We start from the raw sequence: 13924 nt of genomic DNA, 5'->3' as shown, positions 1-13924 counted from the left end.
AGTTCTCCGGCCTCACCAGGCGCTCCGATGCTCACCGGGGCCGGTGGCGACCAGGGACCGCGAGGTCGAGATGGGTAGGCTCCGGGCATGAGCGACTCACCTATCGTCCCTGTCCAGGCCGCGCCGTCCATCCGCCTGACGACCATGGCCCACGGCGGGGGCTGCGCCTCGAAGATCCCGCCGGGCGAGCTCGAGGAGGTCGTCTCCGCCCTCTCGGGCCAGCAGTACGACTCCGTGATCGTGGGGCTCGAGGACGGGGACGACGCCGCCGCGGTGCGGATCGCGGACGGCACCGCCGTGCTCTCGACCGCCGACTTCTTCACCCCTGTGGTCGACGATCCCTTCGACTGGGGCCGCATCGCCGCCGCGAACGCCCTGTCGGACATCTACGCCATGGGCGGGGATCCCGTGGTGGCGATCAACCTGGTGGGCTGGCCGCGCGGGGTGCTCCCCTATGCGGTGCTGCGCGAGGTGCTCGCCGGGGGCCTCGCCATCGCGAAGGAGGCGGGGGTGCCCGTCATCGGCGGTCATTCGGTGGACGACCCGGAGCCGAAGTACGGCATGGCCGTGACCGGCACCGCGGATCCCGACCGCCTGCTGCGCAACGACGCCGCGACGGCCGGGCTGCCGATCACGCTCACGAAGCCGCTCGGCGTGGGGCTGCTGAACAACCGGATGAAGTCCACCGGCGAGGTCTCCGCTGCGGCGATCGCGACCATGACCGCCCTGAACCGCGATGCCGCGAAGGCCGCGCTGGCCGCCGGGATCCGGGCCGCGACCGACGTGACCGGCTTCGGCCTGCTGGGCCACCTGTTCAAGATGGGCCGTGCCTCCGGCGTCGGCGCGATCATCGACCGTTCCGCCGTGCCGCTGATCGACGGGGCGGCCGACGCGCTGCGCGACGGCTTCGTCTCCGGCGGCACGCGCCGCAACCTCGACTGGGTGCGCCAGGACGTGCGGGCCGGCGCGGGGATCACCGAGGACGACCTGCTGCTGCTGGCCGACGCCCAGACCTCGGGCGGGCTCCTGGTGATCGGCGAGGTCCCCGGCTACCCGATCATCGGGGAGACCGTCGCGGGCTCCGGCATCGACGTGCGCTGAGCGCTCCGGTCCAGGAGCAGGCGCGGATCAGCCGACGGTCGTGATCGAGTCATCGGTGATACCGGCGTCCCGTCGGGCGGCCAGCCGCGCCTTCTGCGGCTCGATCACGCGCCGCGGGTCCTTCACGGATTCCAGGCCGGCCTCGAGCACCCCGAAGCGGGTCAGGGCCGAGGCGGCCAGCAGCGCGGCGCCGCTCACCGCCGCCACGGCACGGTGGCGCCCGCCCAGGACGGTCCCGACGGCTCCGGCGACGGCGAGCCGCTCCGCCCAGCGCAGCATCGTCCCGGGGCGGCCGGTCTCGAGGGGCTCCGCCTCCAGAGGATGCATCGAGGCCTTCATCGCGTGCAGGGAGGCGACGTCCCCGGCGACCCCGGCGACTGCGAGCAGACGCGCCGGCCGGGTCTCGGACACCGGCGCGGTGAGCATCGCGGCGCCGCCGGTGGCGAGCGTCGCCGAGCTGACGAACAGGGCCGAGAGATGCTTGCGGCCGGCGGCCCAGGTGGGCACCGCGGTGTCCCCGAGCAGTGCGCCGGTGTACGAGGCCAGCAACGGGCCGAGGGCGGCCTGCGCGAGCGCGGCCGGGGTCTCGACGCCGTGCACGAGAGGGCGCAGCGGCCCCAGGGGGATCCGCTCCCCCGTCATCCGGTCCACCTCGATCGCCCCGACCACGCCGGAGACCGCGCCGAAGCTCCCGAGGATCCAGCTGCCCACGCTCATGGGCGAGCTGATCTTCAGCGTGCGCATCATGTTCAGGAACCGCTCGGGACGGCCGAGGTCCTCGATCAGCGCGACGGTGCCCACGCCCAGGGCGCCCAGGGCTGTCAGGCGCGCGGTGCGGCGCAGCATCGGGCGGCCGGTGAGCTGGGCCCCCGTGGCCAGGATCCCGGATCCGCCCGCGAGTCCGCCGAGGAAGAGGTACACCGCGATCGGTGCCCGCCACGGCGGCGCCTTCACGACGGGACGGCCGTAGTAGGAGTCGTACGGGTCGATCGTGATGTCCTCGACGACCGCCTGCTCGCGGCCGCCGTCGGTGCTGCCGAGCCGGTCGATCGAGCGGCGACGCCTGCCGGTGCGGCCGGCGCCGGGCCGACGTCGACGCCGCGGCCCCTCGGGAGGACGGTCGGCATCCAGCGGGGTGGTGCTCATCGGCGGCCTCCCAGGAAGGCGAGGGCCGTCGCGGCGAGCATGCCGGCGGCGGCGATCCCGACCCGGGCGTACATCTGCGGCAGCTCCTTGGTGGGCACCTGCGGATCCGGCGGGAGGCCGTAGACCTCGGGCTCGTCCAGCAGCAGGAACACCGAGCCGGTGCCGCCCACGCCGTCCTTGGGGTTGGCGCCGTACAGACGGGCCTCGGTCATGCCCTGCTCGTGGAGCGCCCGCACCCGGTCCTCAGCGCTGTCGACGAGCTCGTCGTGCTCCCCGAAGCGGATGGACTGCGTGGGGCAGGTCGCGGAGCAGGCGGGCTGCTCCCCCACCACGAGACGGTCGTAGCAGAGGGTGCACTTGTTGGCGGTGCCGGCATGGGGCACGTCCTCGTCACGCTCGACCTTCGCGGAGACGGTGCCGTCGTCGCGTCGTTCGATGACCCCGAAGGGGCAGGCCGCCACGCAGGTGCCGCAGCCGTTGCAGACGTCGCTCTGGACCACGACGGAGCCGAACTCGGAGCGGAAGATGGCGCCCGTGGGGCAGACGTCCAGGCAGCCCGCGTTGGTGCAGTGCTTGCAGACGTCCGAGGACATCAGCCAACGGAACTCCTGGGTGTTCGGCGGGGTGCGGTCTGTCCCGCTGAGGTCCCCGTCGGGCGTCTGACCGCGGGGCGGTCGCTGGCCGACGGTGGGCATGCCGAGGCCGACGAGCTTGCGCCCGGACTCCTGGGCCGCCTCGATCCTCTCCCTGCCCTGCTCGACGAAGGCGACGTGCCGCCACGTGTTCGCGCCGAGCGCCCCAGTGTTGTCGTAGCTGGATCCGAGGATCTCCAGATCGCCGTCGACCGGATTCCGGTTCCACTCCTTGCAGGCGACCTCGCAGGCCTTGCAACCGATGCAGATCGAGGTGTCGGTGAAGAATCCGACCCGTTGCTGGTCCCCGCCCCACCCGGAGGCGGCGGCGGGTCCGGCTGGTCCGGCGAGCAGGCTCATCGGTTCCTCATCTCCTTCATCGACGGTTCCCCGGTGGGCACGGCGGTGGCCTCCTCCGGGCCGCGCATGGTGTGCGGCGAGAGCTCGTGGCCGGGCCCGGGTCCGGGGGCGCCGAGCGCCCCGTCGACCTGGGCCTCGTCCTCGGGGATCAGCCCGGCCCGCCGACGATACTCGTCCACGAGCGTCAGCAGCTCGGGGCCGCGCGGGCGACGACCGGGGATGATCGCGCAGTCGTTGTTCTTGCTGTTCTGGATCTGGGTGTTGGCGTCGAGCATCATGCCGATCAGGTCGTTCGCCCCGTCGCCCTCGACGATCGCGGCGCTGCCGCGGCCGAAGTGGAAGGGCATCCCGATCTGGTGGACCGTGCGGTCCCCGATCGTCAGCGGCGTCATGCGCTCGGTCACCAGCACCTTCGCCTCGATGGCGGAGCGTGCCGAGATGACCGTGGCCCAGCCGTACGGCTCGAGACCGACCTCCTCGGCGAGCTGCGGGGAGACCTCCACGTACATCTCCGGCTGGAGCTCGGAGAGGTACGGCAGGAAACGGCTCATGCCGCCTGCTGTGTGGTGCTCGGTGATGCGATAGGTCGTGAACACATACGGGTAGGTCTCGCCCTTGGCCGAGTGCGCGCCCGGGGACTGCATGTTGTTGCGGTCCTGGAACGTGACCCGAGTGGGGTTGTTCTGCACCGCGTACAGCGGATTGGGCACGGTGGATTCGGGCGCCTCGTAATGAGTGGGCAGCGGGCCGTCGACCAGACCGCTGGGGGCGAACAGCCAGCCGCGCCCGTCGGCCTGCATGATGAACGCGTCGGTGCCGGACAGCGCACCGGCCCCGCCCTTCGAGGGGTCCCCGGGGTCGTCGGGTCGCTTGGTGACCGGGAAGTCCGGGACGTCATCGCCCGTCCAGCGTCCTGTCTCCTCGTCCCACCACACGAGCTTCTTGCGCTCGCTCCAGGGCTTGCCCTCGCCATCGGCCGAGGCCCGGTTGTAGAGGATGCGTCGGTTGGCGGGCCAGGCCCAGCCCCACTCGGCGGCGGTCTCGTCCTGCTGCTGGCCGGGAGTGCGCCGACGGGCCTGGTTCACGCCATCCGCGTAGACGCCCGAGTAGATCCAGCAGCCGCCGATGGTCGAGCCGTCGGCCTTCATCTCGGCGAAGCCCGAGAGCGGCTGGCCGGCCTTCTCCCCGGTGAGGTGACGGCCGTTGATCTCGGCGAGCACGGACTCGGCGTCCGGCTCCCCGTGCTCGTCGACCGGGTAGTCCCAGGTGAGGTCGAGGATCGGTCGGTCGCGGGGATCGGTGGAGTTCTTGAGCTTCTCCCGCACCCGGTTGCCCAGATCGAAGGCGAACTGCAGGTCGCTCTGGGCATCGCCCGGAGGCTCCACGGCCTTGTCGCGCCACTGGACCATGCGCTGGGTCTGGGTGAAGGATCCGGCCTTCTCGGTGTGGTTCGCCGCGGGCAGGTAGAACATCTCGGTGGCGATGTCCTCGGTGCGCAGCTCCCCGGTCTCGATCTCCGGGCCGTCCTTCCACCAGGTGGCGGATTCGATCATGTAGAAGTCGCGCACGACCATCCACTTCAGGTGGGACATGGCCAGTCGCTGCATGCGTCCGTTGGCCGAACCGACGGCGGGGTTCTGGCCGAACAGGAAGTAGCCGTCGACGCCGTCCTCGAGCATCCGCATCACGGTCTGGTAGGTGCCGTGGGCACCGGTGAGGCGAGGGAGGTAGTCGAAGGCGAAGTCGTTCTCCGCCGTCGCCGCATCTCCCCACCAGGCCTTGAGCAGGTTCACGGCATAGACGTCCGCATTCGCCCAGAAGCCCTTCTGCTCCTTCTTGCCGATCTGGCGCACATACTCCCCGAAGTCGTCCTCGCCCGCCTTCGGCATCGGCAGGTAGCCGGGAAGGATGTGGTAGAGCGTCGGGATATCTGTGGACCCCTGGATCGTGGCGTGCCCGCGCAGCGCCATGATGCCGCTGCCCGGCCGCCCCACGTTGCCCAGCAGCAGCTGGAGCACGCCCGCGGTGCGGATCATCTGCGCGCCGCCGACGTGCTGGGTCCAGCCCAGGGCGTACGCGAAGCAGGTGGTGCGATCACGGCCGGAGTTCTCGGTGATCGAGCGGGCGAGGTACTCGAAGTCCGCTTCGGAGATGCCGCAGGTGTCCCGCACCATCTCCGGGGTGTACCGCGCATAGTGCCGCTTGAGGATCTGGAACACCGTGCGGGGATCGCGCAGCGTCTCGTCGCGCTCCGGGAGACCCTGGGCGAGGCGCTCGGGATCCCCGGCGTACGCCCACGTGCTGTTGTCGTAGGTGGCCGTCTCCTCGTCGTACCCGGAGAAGAGACCCTCGAGGTCCTCGGGATCCCCGTACTCCTCGCTCACGAGGGTCGAGGCGTTGGTGAAGAGCTTGAGGTACTCGTCGAACCACAGCTCGTTCTCGAGCACGTAGCGGATCACGCCGCCGAGCAGCACCACATCGGTGCCCGAGCGCAGCGGGATGTGCTTGTCCGCGTTCGCCGAGGTGCGCGTGAACCGCGGGTCCACATGGATCACCCGTGCGCCGCGCTTCTTGGCCTCCATCACCCACTGGAATCCCACCGGGTGCGCTTCGGCCATGTTCGAGCCCTCGATGACGATGCAATCAGCATTCGCCATGTCCTGGAGGGATTGGGTGGCACCGCCACGTCCGAACGAGGCTCCCAGACTGGGAACCGTGGCGGAGTGTCATATACGGGCCTGGTTCTCCATCTGGATCGCCCCGGCGGCGGTGAAGAACTTCTTGAGGAGATAGTTCTCCTCGTTGTCGATCGTGGCCCCGCCGAGGCTCGCGATGCCCATGGCACGTCGCAGCGGGCGTCCGTGCTCATCGGTGTCCTGCCAGTGCGCGCGCCGCGCCTCGATGAATCGGTCGGCAATCATGTCCAGCGCGGTGTCGAGCTCGAGCTCCTCCCAGTCCGTGCCGTGGGGGCGCCGGTAGAGGACGGAGGTCTGTCGCAGCGGGGAGTTCACGAGCTGCTCGCTGGCCGCACCCTTGGGACACAGGCGGCCCCGGGAGACCGGCGAATCCGGGTCGCCCTCGATCTGGGTGACCCTGCCGTCCTGATGGAAGACACGCTGGGCGCAGCCGACGGCGCAGTACGGGCAGACGCTGTGGGCGAGCCCGTCCGCGTCCGCGGTGCGCGGCGAGATGCTGCGGGTCGTCGGCGACATCACCGCGGTGCCGCGCCCTGTCGGGTCCGCACCGCGCAGCTGCCGGAGGACCGGCCAGTCGAGGAACAGTGGGCGAGCCATGGGTGCATCCTACCAGCGTTCAGCTCGCGGCGAACGTTCCATCGGGGTCCGTCGGGCACCTCGGCATCAGGCGCTCACCTGCACGAACGACCACGACGACGGGACGTGCCCGCAGGCCTGAGGGCCACCGCCTCACGGCCCCGCAGGGTCACTGCCTACAGGCCTGCAGGGTCCCCGCCCGGGCTCACCGCTCGGCGGTGCCCTCGTCGCGGATCCGCTCGTGGTGGCGGATCACCTCGGTGACGATGAAGCGCAGGAAGGCCTCGGCGAAGACGGGGTCCAGGCCCGCGTCGTGCGCGAGGGAGCGCAGCCGGTCGATCTGTGCACGCTCCCGCGAGGGATCTGCGGGCGGCAGCCCGTGCGTCGCCTTGAGGACTCCTACGCGCTGGGTGTGGGAGAAGCGCTCCGCGAGCAGGTGCACGAGGGCGGCATCGATGTTGTCAATGCTGCGCCGCTCCTCGACGAGCAGCTCGCGAGCACGCGCAACCTCGTCCTGGGCAGCAACTGTCGAGGCCCCATCGCTCGAGGCCGCATCGCTCGAGGCCGGATCGGTCGGGGCAGCGGTGGTCGAGGACGGGCCGTCCCCGGTCCCGAGGGGCTGGGTCATCAGGCGGACCTGTCCTGTCGTTCCTGTGGGGCTGCATGGTCGCTGTCCTTGCCGGTGACCATGAGCGGGGCGCGGCGCTGCGTGATCACACCTTCGGTGATGACCACCTTCGCGACGTCGGCGCGTGAGGGCACCTCGAACATGACCTCCTGGAGGGAGTCCTCGAGGATGGCGCGCAGGCCACGGGCACCGGTGCCGCGCTCGATCGCGCGGTCGGCGACGGCTTCCAGGGCGCTGCGCTCGAAGTCCAGCTCCACGCCGTCCAGGGCGAACATCTTCTGGAACTGCTTGACCAGCGCGTTGCGCGGTTCGGTGAGGATCTGGATCAGGGCCTCGCGATCGAGGTTCGACACGCTCGTGATCACCGGCAGACGCCCGATGAACTCGGGGATCAGCCCGAACTTGAGCAGGTCCTCGGGCACCAGCTTCGCGTAGATGGCCTCCTGCTCGAGGGGAGTGTGCAGCTCGGCGCCGAAGCCGATGCCGCGCCTGCCGATCCGTGAACCGATGATGTCCTCGATCCCGGCGAAGGCACCGGCCACGATGAACAGCACGTTCGTGGTGTCGATCTGGATGAACTCCTGGTGCGGGTGCTTGCGCCCACCCTGCGGGGGCACGGCGGCGACGGTCCCCTCGAGGATCTTCAGCAGCGCCTGCTGCACGCCCTCGCCGGAGACATCGCGGGTGATCGACGCGTTCTCCGACTTCCGGCCGATCTTGTCGATCTCATCGATGTAGATGATCCCGCGCTCGGCCTTCTTGACGTCGTAATCCGCGGCCTGGAGGAGCTTGAGCAGGATGTTCTCGACGTCCTCGCCGACATATCCGGCCTCGGTGAGCGCGGTGGCGTCGGCCATCGCGAAGGGCACGTCGAGCATCCGGGCGAGGGTCTGCGCGAGGTAGGTCTTGCCGCAGCCCGTGGGGCCCACGAGCATCACGTTGGACTTGGCGACCTCGATGGCGTCGTCGCGCTCGCCCACGGCTTCCTCGGCCAGTGCCGCGGCCGCGCTCTTGGCGCTGGACGGTGCCTCTTCGGTGTCCTGCGCCCGCACCCGCTTGTAGTGGTTGTACACCGCGACCGCTAGGGCCCTCTTGGCAGGGTCCTGGCCCACGACGTAGTCCTGGAGGAAGGTGAAGATCTCCTGCGGGGTGGGCAGGGGCGCCTGCTCCTCGGAGCTGGGCTGCGCGGCCTGGATCTCCTCCGCGATGATCTCGTTGCACAGCTCGATGCACTCTTCACAGATGTACACCCCCGGGCCGGAGATCAGTCTCTCGACCTGCTTCTGCGACTTCCCGCAGAACGAGCATTTGAACACGTCGGCCCCGTCGCTCGTGCGTGCCATGTCCGTGTCCTTCCGTCGGCCACCATCTGTGCAGTCATCAGTGCATTCATGCGGTTCCGCTGGTCGCGGCCCGCGCTGTGCAGACCAGTCCACGGTACCCCGAGGAGCCGACGCGGCGCGGGAGGCGGGCCGTGCGCGCCGCCGCCGTGGAGCCGGTGACGACGACCGGCCCCACGACTCGCGCAGACGCGCTCGGGAGGCCGACGGACGATCAGGAGGTTCCGTGGCCGGGCGGCGGTGACTGCCGCCCGGCCACGGCGGGGATCACGAGGTGACCGCGGCGCGGGGAACCTTCCGGGTCTCCAGGACCTGGTCGACGAGCCCGTACTCGAGGGCATCCTTCGCGGTGAGGATCTTGTCGCGCTCGATGTCCCGGCTGACCTGCTCCTTGGAGCGGCCGGAGTGGTCTGCGAGGGTCTGCTCGAGCCAATCGCGCATGCGCATGATCTCGTTGGCCTGGATCTCCAGGTCGGAGGCCTGACCGCCGCCGCCCTCGCCGCCCATGGCCGGCTGGTGGATCAGGATGCGGGCGTTCGGGAGCGCTAGCCGCTTGCCCGGGGCACCCGCCGCGAGCAGCACGGCGGCGGCCGAGGCCGCCTGGCCGAGGCACACCGTGGTGACCTCGGGCTTGATGTACTGCATCGTGTCGTAGATGGCGGTCAGCGCGGTGAACGAGCCGCCGGGGCTGTTGATGTACAGCGTGATGTCGCGGTCCGGATCCTGGGACTCCAGGACCAGCAGCTGGGCCATGACGTCGTCGGCCGAGGCGTCATCGACCTGGACGCCCAGGAAGATGATGCGGTCCTCGAACAGCTTCGTGTACGGGTCCTGGCGCTTCATGCCATAGGCGGTGCGCTCCTCGTACTGCGGGAGCACGTAGCGAGAGGTCGGCATGCCGCCGGCCTGGGCGGTCGGCAGTGCGCCGATGGTGCGGGGATCGAAAGTCACGGGTTCTCCTTGTTCTCAGGGCGTGCGGGGGCGACGGAGCAGCGGTCAGTCGTCGGTGCCGCCGCCACCGGTGACGTCACCCGCTCCGGTGACGATCTTGTCGATGAAGCCGTACTCGAGGGCCTCGGTCGACGTGAACCAGCGGTCGCGGTCGGAGTCCTCGGTGATCTGCTCGAGGCTCTTGCCGGTCTGCTCGGCGATCAGCCCGGCGAGCGTGCGCTTCATCGACAGGATGAGGTCGGCCTGGATCTTGATGTCGGTCGCCGTGCCGCCGAGCCCACCGAGGGGCTGGTGCATGAGCACGCGAGTGTGGGCGGTGGCGTAGCGCTTGCCCTTCGCCCCCGAGGAGAGCAGGAACTGCCCCATCGAGGCGGCCATGCCCATGCCGATCGTCACGACGTCCGGCTGCACGTACTGCATGGTGTCGTAGATGGCCATGCCGGCCGTGATCGAGCCGCCGGGGCTGTTGATGTAGAGGTAGATGTCCTTGTCCGGGTCCTCGGCGGCCAGGAGCAGGATCTTGGCGCAGATCGCGTTGGCGTTCTCGTCGCGCACCTCGGAACCGAGCCACACGATGCGATCGCGCAGGAGTCGCTGGTAGACGTTGTCGTCGAGGCCCATCGGGCTGTCGCCGGCCGCGTCGCGGGGCGCGGAGTTCTGAGTGCTCTGGGAGCTCACGGAGGTCACAGGGTCTCCTTCATAGCGGGAATCGTCGATGAGTCGACTCTAGGCGCTGGGTGGGACGACACGGGGCGCTGTTCGCCGCAGGCGCACTGTGCCCGGACGGCTCTCCTGCGGCAGAGGGCGGGGCCGACGGGCGCGCCCGACGTCGCGACATGTGCCCCGGACCTCCCTGGAACGTCAAGCCGGGGCGAGTTCTGGTCACGTTGACCCGAGATCAGGCAAAAACCACGCCAAGTCCCCTGCCGAACTGTCCCAAGCCCCCTTACCGAAGCGGTTTCACGCCCCTACGTTGGTCCTACCGCAGGACGAAGATCGCCCCGCTAGCGGGGGACACATCAGCCAGCAGGACTCCCGGCACCCCCGCCGGCCCGGAAGGAACGATCAGCACACATGGCCCAGAACAACACGCACCGCTCCGCAGGACGCGCACAGACCCCCGCCTTCACCGCAGCTCGCGGTCTCGGTGGCGCCGCAGTCCTCGGCACCGTCGTCGTCGGCACCGCCTTCGCCGGTTCCGCCGCCCAGGCCGCTCCGGCAGCACCGGCAGCACCGGCCGCCCCCTCCGTGCAGACCGCTCCGGCCGCTCCCGTCGCCACCGCGCCGTCGACCGCCCTGGACACCAGCGCGAAGCTGCGCTGGGGCTCCCGCGGCAACGCCGTGGAGAAGCTCCAGTCGGCCCTGAACGACCACGGCGCGAACATCGCCGAGGACGGCTCCTTCGGCCCCCGCACCCACTCCGCGGTCAAGAACTTCCAGTCCTCCAAGGGCCTGCTCGTCGATGGCGTCGTCGGCCCGCAGACCTTCGGTGCGCTCGGCGGCTCGTCCGCTCCCTCGGGCGGCGGCACCTCCGCTCCGGCGAAGTCCTCCTCGAGCTCGAACAACAACACCATCGTGAACGCGGCCCGCTCGGCCGTCGGCTCCCCGTACAGCTGGGGCGGCTCGTCGCTCAGCGGCATGGACTGCTCCGGTCTCGTGAACTACGCCTACGCGGCGGCCGGGATCGACCTCCCCCGCACGAGCGGCCAGATCGCCAACGGCGGCCGCTGGGTCTCCCAGTCCCAGGCTCAGGCCGGCGACATCGTGGCTTACTCCGGCCACGTCGCGATCTACGCCGGCAACGGTCAGATCATCGACGCCTCCGGCTCGAAGCAGCGCGTCGTCGAGCGCGCCCTCTGGGGCAACCCGATCGGGTTCGTCACCTACCGCTGATCCATACAGCACCTCACCGAGGGCCCGATCTCCGCACGGAGATCGGGCCCTCGTGCGTTCGGGGACGCGCTGACCCGGGTGGCCCGGGCATCCTCTCGCGCAGGATGCGGACACATGGGCGCAAGGACGCCCCGTGACCTCTCATGCCGTGAGAGGTCGCCGCCGCGGTCGATAGATGCCGCCTCGGGCCGACGGGCCCAGGTCGAGGTCCTGCACAAGGTCCCAGCGCACCCGGCGCCCACCGGGCACTGAGAAGATGCGGGTGCCGTCCCCCAGGAACACCGGGGCGACGAAGATCTGCATCTCGTCGAGGAGATCGTGCTCCAGCGCCTGACGCCCGATGTCGGCACTGATGATCTGCACATCCTTCTCGCCGGCGATCTCGTGGGCTCGTCGCACCGCCTCACGCACGTCGCAGTTCCAGGCGGTGATCGCCGGGTCGTCCGCGATCTCCTCCGGGCGATGGGTCAGAATGATCTCCGTCCCCGACCATGCACCGCCGTAGGCCTCGGCGGTCAGCTCACCGCGCACCTCCGACTGAGCCCGGGCCGCGTCGTAGCCCGCGCGCCCGGAGATGATCACACCGACCGGCGCCGCAAGCGACTCGGTGACCCCTTCCGCGAGCCCTGCCTCGGCCGCGAGCTCCTCGAGCCAGCTCATGTCGTGCCCGGGCCCGGTGATGAAGCCGTCTAGTGATGCCGTGAATCCCCACGTCACCCGTCCCATGAGCCCTCCCGAAGACTGTTCCGCCCCACCCGCGACCCTGTGATCGAAGGGTGCCGATCCTTCCAGCCTCGAGGTCCAGGGGCAAGAGGTCCGCACGGAGCCCGGCGTGCGGCGGAGGCCCTCCGCGAGCGGCCACGCGTCAGGAGCGAACCGGCGCGTCTCGTGCCGGCACGCACGACGACGGGCCGTCACCCCGGTGGGGGGTGACGGCCCGTCGATGATGCCTCGGGTGCCCCGGCTGGATCAGCCGGGGCGGAGGATCACTTCGCGGAGTCCGCGGCGTCCGTGTCAGCAGCCTTCTTCGGTGCCGCCTTCTTGGCCGGAGCCTTCTTGGCGGGTGCCTTCTTGGCCGGCGCCTTCTTGGCGGCGGGCTTCTCGGCCGCCTCCTCGGTGGCGTCCTCAGCAGCAGCCTCGGAGTCTGCGGCCTTCTTGGCCGGAGCCTTCTTCGCCGGAGCCTTCTTGGCAGCAGGCTTCTTGGCCGGAGCCTTCTTCGCGGGAGCCTTCTCGGCATCCGCCGCGTCGTCGGTGCTCTCCGCGTCGGCGCCGTCCGCATCGGCGGCCTGGGCGGTGAGGCCCAGATCCAGCACGTCGCCGGAGGCGTTCTTCACGGTGACGTCCGCGAGGACGACCTCGAGGGCCTTGGAGCGCTGCACCTCGCCGAAGATCTGCTCGAGCTGACCCGACTGGGCGAGCATCTGCAGCAGCTGGTTCTGCTCGATGCCGTACTGCGCCGAGAGCTGGGTCATGTAGGCCATGAGATCGTCCTGCTCGACGCTGACCTCACGGGTCCCGTTGATCTCGTCCAGCAGGAACTGAGCGCGGACGGCCTTGGCGGTGTCCTCGCGGATCTCCTCGCCGTGCGGGTCGCCCGGCTCCTTGCCCTCGTTCTCGAGGTGAGCGTTGATCTCGTCCTCGACGAGCGCCTCCGGAACCGGGATCTCGAGCTCCTCCAGGAGCTTCTCGAGCAGGGCGTTGCGGGCCAGGGCCACGCGGTTGCCCTCGGCGTCGGCGGCGGCCTGCTGGCGCAGGTCGTCCTTCAGCTCGTCGATGGTGTCGAACTCCGAGGCCAGCTCGGCGAACTCGTCGTCGGCATCGGGCAGCTCGCGGACCTTGACCGACTGCGGCACGACCTTGATCTGCGCCTCTTCGCCGGCGTGATCGCCACCGGCGAGCTTCGAGGTGAAGGTGGTGGTCTCCTCGGCGGAGAGGCCGATGAGCGCCTCGTCCAGACCCTCGAGCATGTTGCCCTCGCCGATCTGGTACGACGTGCCCTCGACGGACTCGATCTCCTCGTCACCGATCGTGGCGACGAGATCGAGGGAGACGAAGTCACCGTTCTGGGCGGGACGGTCGACGCCCACGAGGGTGCCGAAGCGCTCGCGCAGCTCGGTCAGACGCACCTCGACGGCGTCGTCATCGACGGAGGGCTCCTCGATCTCGACCTCGTAGGTCGAGAAGTCGGGCAGATCGATCTCGGGGCGCACGTCCTGCTCGACGACGAACACGAGGTTGCCGTCCTCGGAGCCGTCCAGGCCCGGGATCTCGCTGACCTCGACCTCGGGGCGGCCGACGGGCTTGATCGCCGCTTCGGCAGCTGCCTGCTGGTAGAAGTCGGGAAGTGCGTCGTTGACGGCCTCCTGCATGATCGCGGGGCGGCCGAAGCGCTGCTCGACGAGGGTGGCGGGAACCTTGCCCTTGCGGAAGCCGGGGATCTCCACCTGCTCGGAGATCTTCGTGGTGGCGGCCGCGACGGCCGGCTTGAGCTCGTCGAAAGGCACCTCGACGGTGAGCTTCACCCGGGTGGGGCTGAGCTTCTCGGACTCGGTCTTCACTGGTCAGGTCTCCCTGTGGATCGTCGGTCTAGTTGTCAGTTCT

Annotated in this window: 11 protein-coding genes; 2 read left to right on the top strand and 9 right to left on the bottom strand. The window is 70.0% G+C overall.

The features are described 5' to 3' along the window. The first annotated feature begins 87 nt into the window (after positions 1 to 87). Positions 88 to 1101, top strand: coding sequence for a selenide, water dikinase SelD (selD, locus tag ABD093_RS14580; RefSeq protein ID WP_343925424.1), 1014 nt, complete (start codon positions 88 to 90; stop codon positions 1099 to 1101). Between the two features lie 27 nt (positions 1102 to 1128). Here the strand turns inward: selD and nrfD are convergent, their stop codons facing one another. From nrfD to ABD093_RS14545, 7 genes are all read right to left on the bottom strand, one after another. Further along, positions 1129 to 2247, bottom strand: a complete 1119-nt coding sequence (gene nrfD, locus ABD093_RS14575) for an NrfD/PsrC family molybdoenzyme membrane anchor subunit (protein WP_343925422.1) — start codon at positions 2245 to 2247, stop codon at positions 1129 to 1131. Next, a complete protein-coding gene (locus ABD093_RS14570; RefSeq protein WP_343925420.1) occupies positions 2244 to 3239 on the bottom strand; it encodes a 4Fe-4S dicluster domain-containing protein in 996 nt (331 codons plus the stop codon). Before ABD093_RS14570 ends, nrfD begins: the two co-directional genes overlap by 4 nt. Continuing rightward, positions 3236 to 6532 (bottom strand): formate dehydrogenase-N subunit alpha, encoded by a 3297-nt coding sequence (gene fdnG, locus ABD093_RS14565; RefSeq protein ID WP_343925418.1) that lies wholly within the window; start codon positions 6530 to 6532, stop codon positions 3236 to 3238. Before fdnG ends, ABD093_RS14570 begins: the two co-directional genes overlap by 4 nt. 184 nt (positions 6533 to 6716) lie before the next feature. Continuing rightward, on the bottom strand, positions 6717 to 7139 hold the full coding sequence (locus ABD093_RS14560; protein ID WP_343925417.1) for a chorismate mutase: 423 nt from the start codon (positions 7137 to 7139) through the stop codon (positions 6717 to 6719). Then, positions 7139 to 8482 carry an ATP-dependent Clp protease ATP-binding subunit ClpX gene (gene clpX / locus ABD093_RS14555; protein ID WP_193117839.1) on the bottom strand — a complete coding sequence of 448 codons (1344 nt, stop codon included), beginning with the start codon at positions 8480 to 8482 and terminating at the stop codon, positions 7139 to 7141. The genes ABD093_RS14560 and clpX overlap by 1 nt, the downstream gene beginning before the upstream one ends. Positions 8483 to 8746: 264 nt before the next feature. After that, the gene (locus ABD093_RS14550; protein ID WP_193117885.1) at positions 8747 to 9376 is read right to left on the bottom strand and encodes an ATP-dependent Clp protease proteolytic subunit; all 630 of its coding nucleotides are present in this window, start codon (positions 9374 to 9376) and stop codon (positions 8747 to 8749) included. A 99-nt stretch (positions 9377 to 9475) separates the two neighbouring features. Next, complete coding sequence (locus tag ABD093_RS14545) at positions 9476 to 10108, bottom strand: ATP-dependent Clp protease proteolytic subunit (protein WP_193117884.1); 633 nt, start codon at positions 10106 to 10108, stop codon at positions 9476 to 9478. A gap of 396 nt (positions 10109 to 10504) precedes the next feature. Between ABD093_RS14545 and ABD093_RS14540 the strand changes: the two genes are divergently transcribed. Beyond that, positions 10505 to 11323 carry a C40 family peptidase gene (locus tag ABD093_RS14540; RefSeq protein WP_193117838.1) on the top strand — a complete coding sequence of 273 codons (819 nt, stop codon included), beginning with the start codon at positions 10505 to 10507 and terminating at the stop codon, positions 11321 to 11323. A 141-nt stretch (positions 11324 to 11464) separates the two neighbouring features. On the opposite strand, the gene ABD093_RS14535 is transcribed toward ABD093_RS14540, so the two are convergent. Then, positions 11465 to 12049, bottom strand: a complete 585-nt coding sequence (locus ABD093_RS14535; protein ID WP_193117837.1) for a dihydrofolate reductase family protein — start codon at positions 12047 to 12049, stop codon at positions 11465 to 11467. A 260-nt stretch (positions 12050 to 12309) separates the two neighbouring features. Next, positions 12310 to 13881: a trigger factor gene (tig, locus tag ABD093_RS14530; RefSeq protein WP_193117836.1), complete on the bottom strand. Its 1572-nt coding sequence runs from the start codon at positions 13879 to 13881 to the stop codon at positions 12310 to 12312. Positions 13882 to 13924: the final 43 nt, after the last annotated feature.

This window comes from Brachybacterium tyrofermentans (assembly GCF_039526165.1).
GTDB lineage: Bacteria > Actinomycetota > Actinomycetes > Actinomycetales > Dermabacteraceae > Brachybacterium > Brachybacterium tyrofermentans.
The sequence above is the reverse complement of the archived record's forward strand: the minus strand, read 5'-3'. Positions and strand labels throughout refer to the sequence as shown.